The organism is Arthrobacter sp. 9E16 (assembly GCF_002929435.1).
Classification (GTDB): Bacteria; Actinomycetota; Actinomycetes; order Actinomycetales; family Micrococcaceae; genus Arthrobacter_B; species Arthrobacter_B sunyaminii.
The window spans coordinates 336,194-351,386 of record NZ_PJIU01000002.1 but is presented as its reverse complement, the minus strand read 5'-3'; the positions used below and the strand labels follow the sequence as shown (position 1 = coordinate 351,386).

Sequence of the window (15,193 nt, the reverse complement as noted above, 5' to 3'; positions counted from 1 at the left end):
GGGGAAGCCTTAGACAACAGGCATCGGAATGCCGTTGAAGACAATGCCGGCCAGCGACCCGCCGATGATGGGCCCGACAACCGGCACCCATGCGTAAGCCCAGTCGCTCTTGCCCTTGTTGGGAATGGGCAGCAGCGCGTGGACGATGCGGGGGCCGAGGTCACGCGCAGGGTTGATGGCATAGCCGGTGGGGCCGCCAAGCGAAGCACCGATGGCAACCACCAGGAGACCCACGGCCAGCGGGCCGAGCTCGTTGGGGGTTCCGCCGAAGGCGAGGATGACGAACACCAGCACGAACGTGCCGATAACTTCCGTCACGACGTTCCAGCCGTAGGAGCGGATGGTCGGGCCGGTGGAGAACACGCCCAGGATGTTCTCTGCATCGGGTTCGTCATCGAACTGTTTCTTGTACGCCAGCCAGGCCAGCACGGCACCCAGCATTGCGCCAAGCAGCTGCGCGACCAGGTAGACCATCACGGAGGCAAAGCTGGTCTCCACTCCGGGTGCCAGGTCTGAACCATTGAAAAGCAGACCCATCGTCACTGCCGGGTTCAGATGCGCGCCTGATTGAACCGCCACGAACACACCCGCAAACACACCGAGGCCCCAGCCGAAGTTGACCATGAGGGTCCCTCCGCCATTGCCCTTCGTCTTGCGCAGGGCCACGTTCGCGACCACACCACAACCAAGCAGGATTAGCATTGCCGTTCCCGCAAACTCACTGAGGAATACCTCACCGAGAGTCACCATTGACTTCTCCATCCTTCGAATTTTCTCGAACCAGCCGATTGCCCGCTGGCCTGTCTCAACTGTGCCATGACTCCCTCCCCGGGTGGACCCACAGCCGGCAGCAGTGCCGCCGTCGCATTTGCGAATTATTGCTGTTCTGCATTAGTGCGTTCCAGCGTTTCCCCCAACACCGCATCCACCAGAGAAGGAGGCAGTGCACGGAGACAGAACGTTTCCGTTTGCTCAGACTTACCGGCCAACCGTACTCGGGCTGAATTCACTCGGCAACCGTCATCCTCGGTAGAGTCTTGTGCATGGAACCGGCACCCAAACTCAACCTCAACAACGGCGTCCGCATGGATCAGGTGGGCTTCGGCACCTACAAGGTACCCGCTCCTGACGCGGCGGATCTCGTCACTCTGGCCCTCGGCACCGGATACCGCCACATCGATACGGCGGCGTTGTACGGCAATGAAGAGGGCGTTGGCGAGGCGGTACGGGACTTTATCGCAGACGAGAATGTCAACCGTAATGAGATATTTCTCACGTCAAAAGTCTGGAACACGGACCAGGGTTACGACTCCACCCTGCGTGCCTTCGACGCCACCATGGCACGCCTTGGTCTGGACACCCTCGACCTGTACCTCATCCACTGGCCCTGCCCCGAGCGGGGGTTGTTCATTGACACGTATCGGGCTTTGGAGGAGCTGTACCGCTCCGGCCGGGTTCGCGCCATCGGGGTGTCCAACTTCCAGCCGGACCACCTGCAGCAGTTGATGGACGCCACCGACGTGGTCCCTGCCGTCAACCAAGTGGAACTGCACCCCTGGCTGCAGCAGCGTCCGCTGACCAAGCTGCACCAGGAGCTGGGCATCCGCACCGTTGCCTGGAGCCCGCTGGGCCGCGGTGCCGTCCTCGCGGATCCGGTCATCACCTCCATCGCCGCAGATCTGGGAGTCTCGCCCGCCCGCGTGATCCTGCGCTGGCATATGGAACAGGGGAATATCGCCATTCCCAAGGCCAGTTCCCCCGAGCGCATCGCAGAGAATCTGGACGTCTTTTCGTTCGAATTGACGCCCGAGCAGCAGACCGCCATCACCGGTTTGGACCGGAACCAGCGCTCCGGATCCCATCCGGACAAGGTCAACTAATGCACACAGCACCACGGGACAGGCAGGCGGCAGACATCAGGCTGACGCGCAGCGCGGATGTCCGCACCATTGCGGTGGACGGCACCCTCCAGCGCTGCTGGGACTTTCCGGCAGTCCCCGGCCACCCCTCGGGTTCCCCGATCTTCATGGTCCACGGGTTCCGCGGCGACCATCACGGCCTGCTGCGCGTGGTGGAGGCACTTCCCCAACACCGGATCCTGGTGCCCGATCTGCCGGGCTTCGGATCCGGGCAGCCGCTGCCGGGAACGCACGACGTCGGGGCATACGCCGGCTTTGTTGCCGCTTTGCTGTCCTCCGAGATGCTAGGCCTCGGCCCGGATACGGTTTTACTGGGCCATTCCTTCGGCTCCATCATCGCGTCCCGGGTGGCCGCGGATCACCCGGAGCTGCTGAGTGAACTGGTCCTGGTCAATCCCATCTGCGAACCAGCGCTGGAAGGCCCAAAAGGCATCACCAGCAAAGCCGCCGAACTTTACTATCTGGCCGCTGCCCGCCTGCCCGAGTCTCTGGGCATGGCCCTGCTGCAGCACCCGGCCATTGTCCGGGGCATGAGCATCTTCATGGCCAAAACCCGGGACCCTGCGCTGCGGCGCTGGATCCACGGACAGCACGCCGCCTACTTCAGTGCCTTCGCCAACCGTGACGTGGTCCTGGATGCCTTCCGTGCCTCCATCTCCACGACCGTCCGGGACAGCGCCGAACAGCTGGCCATGCCCGTCCTCCTGATCGCCGCGGAGCGCGATGACCTCGGCTCCGTGGCCGGACAGGAGCGGTTGGCCGCGCTGATTCCCGATGCCGAGCTGCACGTCCTTCCCGGCGTTGGCCACCTGGTCCACTACGAAGCGCCGGCCGAAGCGGCAAGGCTGATTTCCGATTTCCTGCTCCGGAGACACGCATGACACTGCGCATAGCCGTGGACGCCCGTTTCACCCGCACCGATCACCATGACGGAATCAGCCGCTACGGCGCTTCCCTGATCGAAGCTGTGTCCCGGCACGCCTCTGTACTGATGCTGATTTCCGACGAACGGCAGCTGGCCCTGCTGCCGGACCTGCCCTGGGTGAAGATCAACAGCCCGCTCTCCCCCGCCGAGCTCCTGGTGGCCCTGCGCGTGAACCGGTACAGCCCCGACGTCGTCGTGTCTCCCATGCAGACCATGGGCAGCTGGGGACGGCAGTATCCGCTGATCCTGACCCTGCATGACCTGATCTACTATTCGAATCCGACGCCGCCCGGTTTCCTGCCGCTGCCGGTGCGGGCACTGTGGCGGCTGTACCACCTCGCGTACTGGCCGCAGCGGCTGCTGCTGAACCGGGCCGACGTCGTCGCCACCATCAGCGAAACCACCCGTGCCCTGATGATGCGCCATCGGCTCACCCGGCGTCCGGTCCGCATTGTCGGCAACGCCCCCCAGCCCGGTGCCCTTGTCCGGGATCCCGCTGAAGCCCCGGAGAAGAGCCTGCTCTACATGGGGTCCTTCATGCCCTACAAGAACGTGGAAACCGTGATCCGCGGCATGGAGCACCTGCCCGGCTACACGCTGCACCTGCTGAGCCGGATCACCCCGGAACGGCGCCGGGAGCTCGAAGCACTCGTGCCGCCGGGGACCGACGTCGTGTTCCACAACGGGGTCAGCGACGAGGAATACGAGGACTTACTGCGCACCTCCACCGCACTGGTGACGCTGTCCCGGGCCGAAGGGTACGGGCTGCCGATGATCGAGGCGATGGCGCTGGGAACGCCCGTGGTGGCCAGCGACATTCCGATCTTCCGTGAAGTTTCGGGCGGGGCAGCCCTGCTGGCGGATCCGGACAGCCCCAAGGAGTTTGCGGATGCAGTGCTCACGCTGGCGGATCCGCGGCGCTGGCGGCAGGTCTCGGAGGCCGGACTGCGCCGCGCCGCGGAGTATTCGTGGGACACCTCTGCCGTGCAGCTTGTGGAAGCAGCACAGGAGGCCGTCCGGCAGCATCAGGCCGGCCGTTCAGGCAGGTAGTCCGCTCGGCGGCCTACCTGCCTGAACCGGTCAATTCTCGCAGCCGACCCCGTCGCCGTCGCGGTCAAACTTTGGCTGCCACCCCGGCTCGCCTACCTGGATCGGTGCAGCACCGGCAGCCTTCACGGCATCGCAGTTCTCATAGTGGACATCCTCCGGGGCGGCCGGCACCGGATCAGGTGCGGGGGCTGAATCAGGTGCGGGGGCTGAATCAGGTGCGGGGGCTTCTGCGGGGACCTGCACTGTCGCGGGAGCAGGTTCCGGTGCGACGATGACACCGCCGTCGGCAGGAACCGGCTGGTCAGGGCACGATGAGGTGAGGATCCCGCGGATCGCATCGGATTCGGCCTGGGTCATCCACAGCCCGTATTTGGCTTTCACTGCAGTCTGAAGGGCCACGTACTCACAACGGAATCCCTTGTTCGGTGGAAGCCACGTTGCAGCGTCACCGTCACCCTTGGCACCGTTGGAGGGGCCGTCCACGGCGAGAAGATTCAGCGGGTCATTGGCGAATGCCTCACGCTGGTTTTGTGCCATCTGCTGGGCCCCCTTCTGCCAGGCGTCGGAGAGAGCCACCACATGGTCGATCTGGACGGCATTGGAAGTACCTTCCCCGCGCACGAAGCTGATCACCGACCCCGTGAACGGATCCAGCAGGGTGCCGGAGGTGACAACACAGTTGTTCGTCCCCGGCTTGAGGCTCACCGATTCCAGGTCGCGCCGGAGAATATCGTTGCGCTGGTCGCAGCCGTTGCGGTCAACGTCCTTCCACGCGGGCCCAAACAGGTCCCGGTCGTAACCGGTCTTCGGTGCCCGGCCCTTGATCGGGATGGTGTCCAGCTGAGCCAGGGCGGTGCCGGCCGCTGCAGGCGCCGCCGCTTCAGGCTCCGGTTCGGATTCTGGCACGGCCTCAGGAGCTGGTTCAGTTTCAGGAGTCGGTTCAGTTTCAGGAGTCGGTTCAGTTTCAGGAGTCGGCGTCGGTTCAGATGTTTGGACCGGGGTCGGTGCGGCGGAAGCCGACGGCGATGACACAGGTCCCGGTTCAGAAATCGGCGAAGTCTCCTCCAGCTCTGCGGCGGGAGCAAGGGTGCCGGCCACGATCAGGGTGACGACCGATGCGGCCACCGCGATGGCTCCGCCGCGCCGTCCGGCAGGGATCCGTGCCCAGGACCGCCGGCCGGTGATGAGGACGTATAAGCCGGTGAGCAGGCCGGAGAAGGCCAGCAGTCCCAGTCCGGCGGTGACGCTGAAGAACATTGCGACTATGACCAGGAGACCCAGGATGGAACCGGTAACGATGGTCACTGTGCCGGGCTTCCGGCCTTGGGCGGGTTTGACGTCGGTCATAGGGCTCCTTTCCATAGCTGAATTCCCGCTTTAAAGATTAATCCGACTCGGCAACCGCCGGGCACGGCCGCCGTCGGTGCAGGGCCCAGGCACCCGCACGTGTCCGGGGCACAGAAAAAGGGAAGGGGCGGAACTCGAAAGTCCCGCCCCTTCCCGCTGGTACCGGGGGTTTGGCTACCGCAGCAGATCAGGCCTGCAGGGTCACGATCATTTTGCCCTTGTTGGCGCCCTTCATCAGGTCAATAAAAGCCTGAGGAGCGTTCTCCAGTCCGTCCACGAAGGTCTCGTCGTAGCTGACCCTGCCGTCGTTGAGCCAACCCGACATCAGTTCGGCAAACTCGTCGGCGTACTGGTTGTAGCTTCCGACGATGAACCCGCGCAGCGTCAGTTCCTTGCCGATGGCCAGGGCGAGGTTGCGCGGGCCGGTGGGAGCGTCTGTGGTGTTGTACTGGGAAATGGCACCGCACATGGCAATCCGGCCGTACTTATTCATCACCGCAATGGCAGCTTCAAGGTGCTCGCCGCCCACGTTGTCGAAGTAGACATCGATGCCGTCTGCGCCGGCTGCCTTTTTCAGTGACTCCTTGACGGGCCCGTCGTGGTAATTGAAGGCCTCATCGAAACCCAGATCCAGCAGGCGCTGCACCTTTTCGGCTGATCCGGCGCTGCCGATGACCTTCTTGGCGCCCATAGCCTTGGCAATCTGGCCCACGAGGGATCCGACGGCGCCGGCGGCGCCGGAGACGAAGACGACGTCGCCTTCCTTGAACTCTGCAACCTTGGTCAGCCCTGCATATGCCGTCAGGCCGGTCATGCCCAGCACGCCCAGGTAAGCAGACGCGGGGGCCGCCTCTGCGTCGATGACGCGGGCACGCTTGCCGTCCAGGACGGCGTAGTCCCGCCAGCCGAGGCCGTGCAGAACTTTGTCGCCGGGCCGGTGTCCCTCGGAACGGGACTCCACCACCTCGCCAATGGCACCGCCGTCGAGCGGGGCGTCGATCTGGAAGGGAGGCACGTAGGACTTCACATCGTTCATGCGGCCGCGCATGTAGGGATCCACGGACATGTACAGGTTGCGCACCAGGACCTGGCCGTCTTCCAGCTTGGGCACGGGCACCTCGGCGAGCCGGAAATTCTCGTCCGCGGGCCAGCCCTCGGGGCGGGATGCCAGCTGGATTTCGCGACTGGTCTGGGGGTAGTCGGTCATGAAAATGCCTTCCTGTTCGGGACCCGGAGGTCCGTGGGGTATGGGGAAATCTCAGGCTGCAGTGAACCTGTCCGTCAATGGGCGGCGTCCCGCAGGGCCCGCGTGACTTTGGCAAGCGTTTCCTGCAGTGCCTGCAGCTCTTCCGGTTCCAGTCCCGCGGCTTCAGCCACCCGCTGCGGCAGGTCCAGTGCTTGGGCCTGCAGGGCACGGCCGTTTTCCGTCAGGTGGATGTCGACCCGGCGTTCGTCGGCGGTCGAGCGTTTCCGCACCACCAGCCCGGCGGCTTCCAGCCGTTTGAGCAGGGGTGAGAGCGTGCCGGAATCCAGTTCCAGGGACCGGCCCAGCTCTCTGACACTGCTGCCGTCCTTTTCCCACAGCACCGTCAGCACGAGGTACTGCGGGTAGGTCAGGCCCAGCTGATCCAACAGCGGCCGGTACACCGCGGTGGCGGCCCGGGATGCCGAGTACAGGGAAAAGCAGACCTGCCGGTGGAGGGAATCACTCATCGGCCCAACCTAGCCCACAACTGAGTTGTGCACAACCGAACGCGGATCTGATTTTGGATGGGCTGCTGTTTCCGCCCGGATGTCTGCAGGATGCCCCGGCCCGTTGACTGTATCCGGCGCCGGGGGCAGAGTCGGCCACATGCCGCCTCCACATCCGACAGACCCGCTGCCTCCGCCAGCGGGTGCACCGATCGACAGCCCTGCCATCCGGTCGACCGGACTCCTGGTGAAGCGCGGCGGAACCACAGCACTGAATGGCCTGACCGTGGCGGTTCCCCGGGGGCAGGTCGTAGGGCTTTTAGGTCCCAGCGGCAGTGGCAAAACCACCTTTATGCGGGCTGTGGTGGGCACCCAAAGGATCACAGAAGGCACCGTCCAGGTACTCGGTTCCCCCGCCGGCAGCCCGGACCTGCGACGCAGAGTCGGCTACCTGGCCCAAGGAGCCGGCGTCTACGACGATCTGAGCGTCCTGGAAAACCTGCGCTACTTCGCCCGGATCCTGGGAGCCCCGGCCACTGACCCGGAACGGGTGCTTCAGGAAACCGATCTGGGCGGGCAGGCCGGGCAGCTGGCCGGCAGCCTCAGCGGCGGCCAGCACCGCCGGGTCTCGCTGGCCGTTGCCCTGCTGGGCACCCCGGAGCTGCTGATCCTCGACGAACCCACGGTGGGACTGGATCCGGTCCTGCGCCGGGACCTGTGGAACCTCTTCGCCACGCTGGCTTCCCGCGGCGTGAGCCTCCTGGTGAGCAGCCATGTGATGGACGAGGCCAATCGGTGCGGCCGGATCCTCCTGCTGCATGAGGGGCGGCTGCTGGCCGACCTGACGCCGGCGGAGCTATTGGAACGCACCGGCGCCCCGGATGCCGACACAGCCTTCCTCACCCTCTTGGGAGCGACATGAAACCGCCTCTGGCACTGGCCACGGCGGCACGGGTGCTGACGCAGATCCGCCACGACCCACGGACGGTGATCCTGTTGCTGCTGGTGCCGAGCCTGTTGATTGGCCTGCTGGCCTGGATTTTCGAAGACACCGGCGTGTTTGGCGACCTGGGACCGGCACTGCTGGGGCTGTTCCCCTTCATCGTGATGTTCCTGGTCACCAGCATCACGACCCTGCGGGAACGCCGCTCCGGCACCCTGGAACGCCTCATGACGCTGCCACTGGGAAAGTTCGATTTCATCGCCGGCTACACGCTCGCCTTCGGGCTGCTGGGCATGGTCCAATCCCTGATTGCCTCCGCCTTCGCCGTCTTGGTCTGCGGGCTCGACGTCGAAGGAAGCCTCTGGTTGCTGGTCACGGTGGCGGTGGCCGATGCTGTACTCGGTGCCACCCTGGGCCTGTTCGTCAGCGCCTTCGCCGGTACCGAGTTTCAGGTCATCCAGTTCATGCCCGCCCTGGTGTTTCCCCAGATCCTGCTGGGCGGGATCTTCATCCCCCGGGACCGGATGCCGGCGGTCCTGGAAGCGGTGTCCGACTGGCTTCCGCTGTCGCACGCCGTGGAGGCACTGAACCTTGTCGCCGACGGCAGCGGCTCCACGGCGGAAGTCATCCGTGAAATCGGTATCCTGGCCGCCTTTGCGGTGGTCTTTGTTGTCCTGGGCGCCGTCACCCTGCGCCGCCGCACAGCCTGAGGTGTCAGCACGGGGGAAGGCGCAAAGGGAAGACACCCGGGAAGGCACAGCGCCGATTTTTTTACCCGCCTTCCCCCGCCCTAAACTACTGGTATTCCGGCAGCAGCTGGTGTCAGGCGTGGGCAAAAAGGCACCGTAAGGGAGTTGATAGGCATGGTGGGGCGGGGCGATCCGCTGGGGGAAATGGAAGCGGGAATGGCGGTGGATCTGTACCGCGAAGATGACCACTACATCCTGCACGCCGACCTTCCGGGGCTGGACCCCGGATCGCTGACCCTCGATGTGGATGGACAGCTCCTCACCCTTCGGGGTCACCGCACCCTCGGAGATTTTTCCGGAGCGAAGTGGCTGGTCCGGGACCGCCGCCGCGGTCTGATTGAACGGCACATCCTGCTGGGCGACAACGTCAAGGCTGCAGGCATCAGCGCGCACTACACCTGCGGCGTCCTCAATGTCCTGCTGCCGGTCGATCCGGACCGCCCGCGGCGGAAGATCCCCGTCCGGTACGGCTCCGGTTAGAGGACGTCCGTTCCATCCACCCGCACGTACACGGGGTCGCCGGTCCTCTTCGCTGAGACGGCGGCCTTGGTGGCCCGCAGGGCTGCAGTCACGGACGGGGCAGCGGCATAGGAGAAGAACAGCAGGGTCCGGTAGCGGCCGCCTGAGCCGCCCAGCTGGCCGTCGCGGTGGACCGGAGCCGGTCCCGGCGGGTCCTCCAGCGGCGCCGGCCCCACCACCCGGGTTTCCGCCGGCAGGTCCAGGCGGGGAACAAAAGCCGTGAGCGCCTCACGGGACCCGGTGAGCTCGGCGTACCGCACGGCCGGCGGCAGGCCCAGTTCCCGGCGCAGTTCCAGCTCGCGTTCAGCGGCTCCGGCCGGATCCCAGCGCAGCAGGTGGCCCACGGTGGCGGTGTCATCGGCAGTGACCACCACCAGGCCCTTGTCTCCGGCAGGACGGACCAGTGCTGCGGCGCTGAACCAGCGGCGCAGCGTCTCCTCGCCTGCCCGCAGCGATTCCCGGGACATCATTGCGTTGCCGTCCAGCAGAACGGCGGCCGCATAGCCGCCGGCAGCCACGGGCTCGGCACCCGGCGTCGCCACCACCAGCGCCGGAGCATCGGGCACCTCGGCCCGAACATGGTCCCCCGCGGAGGATATGACTGTCACGGAGGGGAAGGCCCGGCCGAGCTCCTCGGCAGTACGCCCCGCTCCCGCAGCAGAACCGCGCAGCTGGGTTCCCCCGCAGTTGCCGCAGCTCCACACCGGTTCCGGCCGCCCGCACCAGCGGCACGCCGGAATGCCGTTGCGGCTGGCCAGTCCCAACGGACCGGCGCAGGCCCGGCAGCGTGCCGGCTCCCTGCACTCCTGACAGGACAACGCAGGAGAAAAACCACTGCGGGCCACCTGCACCAGCACCGGACCGCGGGTCAGTCCGTCCTGTGCCGCCTTCCATGCCGCGTGGGGAATCCGGGCGCGGGCCGCCAGCGGGTCGCGCTCCATATTGAAGGAATCGGCTGTGCTGACCACGCGTGGTGCCAGCGATCGGACTGTACTGCGTTCGGCAGTGATGCTGGCGGCCCAGCCGCTGGCCACGAGCCGCTGGGCTTCAGTGCTGCGCGAATGCGAGGCCACCAAAAGTGCGGTGTCTTCCTCGGCGGCGCGAAGCAGCAGGACATCACGCACGTGCTGGTACGGTGCACGCTGCTCGGCGTGGAGGTCATCGGCGTCGTCCCAAATCACCGCCAGCCCCAGGTTGCGCACCGGCGCATAAGCAGCGGAACGGGTACCGATCACCACCTGCACGTCTCCATGCAGGACCTTCAAAAAGGAACGGTACCGGGGCGTGGCCCCGTCGTCGGCGGTCAGCCGCACATAGGCGTCCGCACCGATGCGGGCGGCCAGCGCTTTTTCCAGCCGGGCAAGATCCTTGGCATCGGGAACCACGACGACGGCGCCCCGGCCGGACAACAGGGTTGATGACACGGCGGCCGCAATTTCCTCCGGCCAGGCTCCGGGTCCAAACCCGCCCAGGGAGGAGAGCACTGCCCGGGGACTGTGTCCGGCCGCCAGATGCGTCAGGAACCGCGGTCCGTGCGGATAACGCGCCCAGGGATTGGGGCCGGAGCCTTCCGGACCGAAGGCTGCATCCTCATCAGACGCGGCCGCTTCCCGGGCCTGCACAGTGAATTCCTTGTCCACCCGCGCCGCACGCGGCGGGATGGCCACGCGGAGCACGTCATGCACGGTACCGGAGTAGCGGGCCGCCACGGCCTCGGCCAGCCTCAGGATCTGCGGGGCCAGGACCGGCTGCGGCGACACGACTTTCCCCAGCGCAACCAGCCGGGCCGAGGTGTCGGCCTGTGCCGTGCGTTCGGTAATGAAACCGGCCAGTTCCTGACCGCCGAACCGCACCTTGACCCGGGCGCCGGGCACTGCGTCTTTGTCCAGGTCCGCAGGCACCAAATAATCGAACGGGCGGTCCAGGTGCGGCAGCGGCGAGTCCAGCAGGACCCGTGCCACCGGCAGTGCAGGCGCCGCAGGCTGCGTCCCGAGGCTCCGGGCCGGCGACACGAAGCCGTGCAGCAGGGACAACTGGCCGTTGTCGCTGTCCGGTTCCCGGGGCATAGGTCCGCTTAGGCGTTGAAGTAGCTGCGGAGGTCTCCGGCCCGGTCCTTGCGCTCCCAGGTGAATTCGTCGTCTTCACGGCCGAAGTGGCCGTTGGCGGCGGTCTTCTGGTAGATCGGGCGCTTCAGGTCCAGGGCGTTGATGATGCCCAGCGGGCGGAGATCGAACACTTCCTCAATGGCCTGCGCAATGCGCACCGGATCAACAGTTTCGGTGCCGAACGTCTCCACGTAGATGCCCACCGGGTGTGCCATGCCGATGGCGTAGGCAACCTGGATCTCCGCACGGCGGGCCAGTCCTGCGGCAACAACGTTCTTTGCCACCCAGCGCATGGCATAGGCTGCGGAACGGTCAACCTTCGACGGATCCTTGCCGCTGAAGGCACCGCCGCCGTGGCGGGCAAAGCCGCCGTAGGTGTCCACGATGATCTTGCGGCCGGTCAGGCCTGCATCGCCCACCGGGCCGCCGATAACGAAGGTACCGCCCGGGTTGACGATGTGATTGACCCGGGACGTGTCCAGGTCGGTGCCTGCCAGGACAGGCTTGATGACGTGGGTGGCCAGGTCGGCACGCAACTGCTCCAGCTCGACGTCGGCCGCGTGCTGCGAGGAGATCACCACGGAATCCACGGAAACCGGGCGGTCGCCGTCGTAACCGATCGTGACCTGGGTTTTGCCGTCCGGACGAAGGTAACCCAGTGTGCCGTCCTTGCGGACGGCTGTCAGACGCTCGGAGAGCCGGTGTGCCAGCCAGATGGGCGTGGGCATGAGGACTGAGGTTTCATCAGAGGCATAGCCGAACATGATGCCCTGGTCGCCGGCACCCTGAGCATCCAGGGGATCTCCGGTCCCGGCCCGGTTTTCCACGGAGTTGAAAACCCGGGAAGCGATTTCGGGTGACTGCTGGCCGATGGAGACGGACACGCCGCAGCGGGCGCCGTCAAAGCCGTTGGCCGAAGAGTCGTAGCCGATGCCCAGGATGGTATCCCGCACGAGCTGGGGGATCTCGACGTAGCCTTCGGTGGTGACCTCGCCGGCCACATGGACCAGGCCGGTGGTGACCAGCGTCTCCACCGCCACACGGGATTCGGGGTCCACCTTGAGCAGGCCGTCCAGGATCGCGTCACTGATCTGGTCACAGATTTTGTCCGGATGACCCTCAGTGACGGATTCCGAGGTGAAGAGGCGCAGCCCGTCGCGGGCAGCCGAAAGTGCTGAAGTATCTGGGAAAGTCACGACATTTACTCTACTTGGTCCGGGCCGGGTTGCCGGAATTGGGCTTTGATGGATTGGTGTGACTTATGCCGGCCATGGCCGTTCCCGCCGTCGGGTGCCGAAGTCAGCGGACGGGAAGAGCTGCTTCCAGTTCCTGTTCGATGCGCCCGATAATCCGCTGCGCAACGTCGGTTTTAGTGCCCGTGTAGCTGGGCGGCGGGACGGACTCTGAATCCTGCGGTGAAAGCAAGGTCACTTCCGTGCTGTCCTGGCCAAACACCAGGGAGGTGCCAACCCGGTTGAGCACCAGCAGGTCACAGCCCTTGCGCTTGAGTTTCTGCCGGCCGTAGTCCAAAACGTCAGCGGAGCCGTCACCGGTTTCCGCGGCGAAGCCCACAATGAGGGCCGGCCGGGCCGTTCCCGCGGCGGCTTTGCTGCGCTGCTGCACGGCTTCGGCGAGAATATCCGGGTTACGGACCAGGGTGATCACCGGATCAGCGCCGTCGTCGCGCTTTTTGATCTTGGTGTTGGACTGGGTGTCGGGGCGGAAGTCCGCCACCGCCGCAGCCATAATCAGTACGTCCGAGTCCACAGCGGCGGCGTGCACCGCCTCCCGGAGCTCCAGTGCTGTCTCCACGCGGGTGAGCTCTACGCCGTCGGGGGCGGGAACGTCCATGTGGGCGGCAATGAAGCGGACGCGGGCTCCTGCATCGAGGGCCGCCCGGGCCAGTGCGGCCCCCTGCTTCCCCGAGGATCGGTTGCCCAGGAACCGGACCGGATCCAGGGGCTCGCGGGTGCCGCCGGCGGTGACGGTGACGGTCTTGCCGTGCAGCGGGCCGGGCAGGGCCGCAGGATCCTCCGGCGGGGTTGCCGCAGCAATGGCCGCGGCGAAAATGTCTTCGGGGTCGGGTAGCCGGCCGGCACCGGAATCCGTGCCGGTCAGCCGTCCCACGCCTGGTTCCATGACCAGCACTCCCCTGCTGCGCAGGGTTTGCACGTTGGCGCGGGTCGCCGGGTGGGCCCACATTTCCGTGTGCATGGCAGGAGCAAAAAGAACCGACCCCCGAGCCATGAGCAACGTGTTGGTGAGCAGGTCATCGGCCTGCCCGGACGCGGCACGGGCCAGCAGGTCCGCCGTGGCGGGAGCCACCACAATGAGATCCGCCTCATGCCCGAGCCGGACGTGGTTGACCTTCTCCACCTCGTCGAACACCGAACTGGAGACAGTGTTGCCGGACAGCGCTTCCCAAGTGGCCACTCCCACGAACCTCTTGGAGGCTTCAGTGGGAATAACCGAGACGTTGTGTCCGGCCTCAGTGAAAAGACGCAGCAGCGACGCGGACTTGTAGGCGGCGATCCCGCCGCCCACACCCATAACTATGCGCACCGCTGCTGCTCCTGACCCTGACCGCGCGGGTCAGCTGTTGTTATTTGCCGGCGAATCTACTCTGCGGATTCCACGGGGCGGCTGACCAGCATGCCCTCATTGATTTCACGCAGGGCGATGGAAAGCGGCTTCTCGTTCAGCTTGGTTTCCACGAGCGGGCCGACATACTCGAACAGGCCTTCGTGCAGCTGCGAGTAGTAGGCATTGATCTGGCGGGCGCGCTTGGCGCCGTAGATGACCAGTGCGTACTTCGAGTCGGCTACGTTCAGCAGGTCGTCGATCGGCGGGTTGATGATGCCTTCAGAAGCAGTAGACACAAATTCTCCAAAATTCTTGATACGGGATGTGGCGGTTAGTCAGCTCTGGCGCGGACTGATTCCCATGAGTGATACAAGCTCAGCTGCTGCCCGCTGTACGTCATCATTTACCACGGTGTGATCGAACTCGGGCTCGGCAGCAAGCTCCAGTTTAGCTGTTTCCAGCCGTTGCTGCTGCTCTTCGGGTGTTTCGGTGCCCCGCCCCACCAGCCGTCGGACCATTTCATCCCACGACGGCGGCGCCAGGAACACGAAATTCGCCTCAGGCATTGACGCTTTAACCTGCCGGGCGCCCTGCAAATCAATCTCCAGGAGCACGGACCGGCCCTCGGCCATGGCCGACTCTACCGTGCTGCGCAGCGTGCCGTAACGGTTCCGGCCGTGGACGACGGCCCACTCCAGCATTTCGCCCTTTTCCACCATCGAATCGAACTCGTCGGCGGAGACGAAGAAGTAGTGGACACCGTTTTCTTCTCCCGGGCGCGGGGCGCGCGTGGTGGCGGAAACAGACAGCCACACCTCCGGGTAGTTGTCCCGGATAAACGTGGAGACTGTGCCTTTGCCAACTGCGGTTGGACCTGCAAGAACTGTCAGCCGCGGTTGCGACACTGAGGACCTTCTTTACTCTCGATGTGATTCGGCCCCGACGGTGCGGCCGCAGCGGGAGCGGCCTAGTCGGTTGCCAAAAGTTCTATCAGCGCCTTGCGCTGGTGGACGCCCAGACCGCGTACTCTCCGGGTCGGGGCAATACCCACGGTAGTCATTATTCCAGCTGCGCGGCGCTCTCCAACGCCAGGCAGTGCCCGGAGCAGATCCACGACCTTCAGCCGGCCCACGGCTTCCTCCGAGGAGCGGGACAAAATGACCTCTTCCACGGACATTTCACCGGTCTTGATCTTGGCTTTGATGTCGGCCCGGACGGACCTGGCGGCTGTCGCCTTCTCCCTGGCCCTGGTGCGTTCATCGTCTGTCAGTGGCTTGAGGTTCAAAAGACCCTCCCGGGCAAGGACTGGCCCGGCACGGCGGCACGTAACGCAGCTGCGGTGCTGGGGCGGTGCTGGTGTA

Annotated in this window: 16 protein-coding genes; 6 read left to right on the top strand and 10 right to left on the bottom strand. The window is 65.5% G+C overall.

Annotated elements, in window-relative coordinates:
• Nucleotides 1-9: 9 nt before the first annotated feature.
• Complete coding sequence (locus CXR00_RS08375) at nt 10-747, bottom strand: MIP/aquaporin family protein (RefSeq protein WP_104054802.1); 738 nt, start codon at nt 745-747, stop codon at nt 10-12.
• Nucleotides 748-1,043: 296 nt separating this feature from the next.
• On the opposite strand from CXR00_RS08375, the gene CXR00_RS08370 reads away from it, so the two are divergent.
• The 3 genes from CXR00_RS08370 to CXR00_RS08360 are packed head-to-tail and all read left to right on the top strand — an operon-like array spanning nt 1,044 to nt 3,894.
• The gene (locus tag CXR00_RS08370; protein WP_104054067.1) at nt 1,044-1,880 is read left to right on the top strand and encodes an aldo/keto reductase; all 837 of its coding nucleotides are present in this window, start codon (nt 1,044-1,046) and stop codon (nt 1,878-1,880) included.
• Nucleotides 1,880-2,800: an alpha/beta fold hydrolase gene (locus CXR00_RS08365; protein WP_104054066.1), complete on the top strand. Its 921-nt coding sequence runs from the start codon at nt 1,880-1,882 to the stop codon at nt 2,798-2,800. The genes CXR00_RS08370 and CXR00_RS08365 overlap by 1 nt, the downstream gene beginning before the upstream one ends.
• 2 nt (nt 2,801-2,802) lie before the next feature.
• A complete protein-coding gene (locus tag CXR00_RS08360; protein WP_104054801.1) occupies nt 2,803-3,894 on the top strand; it encodes a glycosyltransferase family 1 protein in 1,092 nt (363 codons plus the stop codon).
• A gap of 30 nt (nt 3,895-3,924) precedes the next feature.
• On the opposite strand, the gene CXR00_RS08355 is transcribed toward CXR00_RS08360, so the two are convergent.
• From CXR00_RS08355 to CXR00_RS08345, 3 genes are all read right to left on the bottom strand, one after another.
• A complete protein-coding gene (locus CXR00_RS08355; RefSeq protein ID WP_258060337.1) occupies nt 3,925-5,241 on the bottom strand; it encodes a DUF1524 domain-containing protein in 1,317 nt (438 codons plus the stop codon).
• Nucleotides 5,242-5,428: 187 nt separating this feature from the next.
• On the bottom strand, nt 5,429-6,448 hold the full coding sequence (locus tag CXR00_RS08350) for an NADP-dependent oxidoreductase (protein ID WP_104054065.1): 1,020 nt from the start codon (nt 6,446-6,448) through the stop codon (nt 5,429-5,431).
• A 74-nt stretch (nt 6,449-6,522) separates the two neighbouring features.
• On the bottom strand, nt 6,523-6,954 hold the full coding sequence (locus CXR00_RS08345; protein WP_104054064.1) for a MarR family winged helix-turn-helix transcriptional regulator: 432 nt from the start codon (nt 6,952-6,954) through the stop codon (nt 6,523-6,525).
• A gap of 139 nt (nt 6,955-7,093) precedes the next feature.
• Here CXR00_RS08345 and CXR00_RS08340 point away from each other — a divergent pair, with 139 nt between their 5' ends.
• The 3 genes from CXR00_RS08340 to CXR00_RS08330 all read left to right on the top strand — a co-directional run bounded on the left by CXR00_RS08340 (nt 7,094) and on the right by CXR00_RS08330 (nt 9,105).
• Nucleotides 7,094-7,855 (top strand): ABC transporter ATP-binding protein, encoded by a 762-nt coding sequence (locus CXR00_RS08340; protein ID WP_104054063.1) that lies wholly within the window; start codon nt 7,094-7,096, stop codon nt 7,853-7,855.
• Nucleotides 7,852-8,586 (top strand): ABC transporter permease, encoded by a 735-nt coding sequence (locus tag CXR00_RS08335; protein WP_104054062.1) that lies wholly within the window; start codon nt 7,852-7,854, stop codon nt 8,584-8,586. The genes CXR00_RS08340 and CXR00_RS08335 overlap by 4 nt, the downstream gene beginning before the upstream one ends.
• 153 nt (nt 8,587-8,739) lie before the next feature.
• Nucleotides 8,740-9,105, top strand: coding sequence for an Hsp20/alpha crystallin family protein (locus CXR00_RS08330; RefSeq protein ID WP_104054061.1), 366 nt, complete (start codon nt 8,740-8,742; stop codon nt 9,103-9,105).
• Here CXR00_RS08330 and CXR00_RS08325 read toward each other — a convergent pair.
• The 6 genes from CXR00_RS08325 to mihF all read right to left on the bottom strand — a co-directional run bounded on the left by CXR00_RS08325 (nt 9,102) and on the right by mihF (nt 15,117).
• A complete protein-coding gene (locus CXR00_RS08325) occupies nt 9,102-11,210 on the bottom strand; it encodes a primosomal protein N' (RefSeq protein ID WP_104054060.1) in 2,109 nt (702 codons plus the stop codon). The genes CXR00_RS08330 and CXR00_RS08325 overlap by 4 nt on opposite strands.
• 8 nt (nt 11,211-11,218) lie before the next feature.
• Nucleotides 11,219-12,445, bottom strand: coding sequence for a methionine adenosyltransferase (gene metK / locus CXR00_RS08320; RefSeq protein ID WP_104054059.1), 1,227 nt, complete (start codon nt 12,443-12,445; stop codon nt 11,219-11,221).
• Nucleotides 12,446-12,548: 103 nt separating this feature from the next.
• On the bottom strand, nt 12,549-13,811 hold the full coding sequence (gene coaBC, locus CXR00_RS08315) for a bifunctional phosphopantothenoylcysteine decarboxylase/phosphopantothenate--cysteine ligase CoaBC (RefSeq protein WP_104054058.1): 1,263 nt from the start codon (nt 13,809-13,811) through the stop codon (nt 12,549-12,551).
• A gap of 56 nt (nt 13,812-13,867) precedes the next feature.
• Entirely contained in the window at nt 13,868-14,128 is a 261-nt protein-coding gene (gene rpoZ / locus CXR00_RS08310; protein ID WP_104054057.1) for a DNA-directed RNA polymerase subunit omega, read from the bottom strand.
• A gap of 39 nt (nt 14,129-14,167) precedes the next feature.
• Complete coding sequence (gmk, locus tag CXR00_RS08305; protein WP_104054056.1) at nt 14,168-14,737, bottom strand: guanylate kinase; 570 nt, start codon at nt 14,735-14,737, stop codon at nt 14,168-14,170.
• Between the two features lie 62 nt (nt 14,738-14,799).
• The gene (gene mihF, locus CXR00_RS08300) at nt 14,800-15,117 is read right to left on the bottom strand and encodes an integration host factor, actinobacterial type (protein ID WP_104054055.1); all 318 of its coding nucleotides are present in this window, start codon (nt 15,115-15,117) and stop codon (nt 14,800-14,802) included.
• Between the last annotated feature and the right edge of the window lie 76 nt (nt 15,118-15,193).

Excerpts from the sequence above, each read along its gene's own strand:
- CXR00_RS08370 (WP_104054067.1), top strand. The coding sequence starts at position 1,044 with ATGGAACCGGCACCCAAACTCAACCTCAACAACGGCGTCCGCATGGAT.
- CXR00_RS08365 (WP_104054066.1), top strand. The coding sequence starts at position 1,880 with ATGCACACAGCACCACGGGACAGGCAGGCGGCAGACATCAGGCTGACG.
- CXR00_RS08355 (WP_258060337.1), bottom strand. The coding sequence starts at position 5,241 with ATGACCGACGTCAAACCCGCCCAAGGCCGGAAGCCCGGCACAGTGACC.
- CXR00_RS08350 (WP_104054065.1), bottom strand. The coding sequence starts at position 6,448 with ATGACCGACTACCCCCAGACCAGTCGCGAAATCCAGCTGGCATCCCGC.
- CXR00_RS08345 (WP_104054064.1), bottom strand. The coding sequence starts at position 6,954 with ATGAGTGATTCCCTCCACCGGCAGGTCTGCTTTTCCCTGTACTCGGCA.
- CXR00_RS08340 (WP_104054063.1), top strand. The coding sequence starts at position 7,094 with ATGCCGCCTCCACATCCGACAGACCCGCTGCCTCCGCCAGCGGGTGCA.
- CXR00_RS08335 (WP_104054062.1), top strand. The coding sequence starts at position 7,852 with ATGAAACCGCCTCTGGCACTGGCCACGGCGGCACGGGTGCTGACGCAG.
- CXR00_RS08330 (WP_104054061.1), top strand. The coding sequence starts at position 8,740 with ATGGTGGGGCGGGGCGATCCGCTGGGGGAAATGGAAGCGGGAATGGCG.
- CXR00_RS08325 (WP_104054060.1), bottom strand. The coding sequence starts at position 11,210 with ATGCCCCGGGAACCGGACAGCGACAACGGCCAGTTGTCCCTGCTGCAC.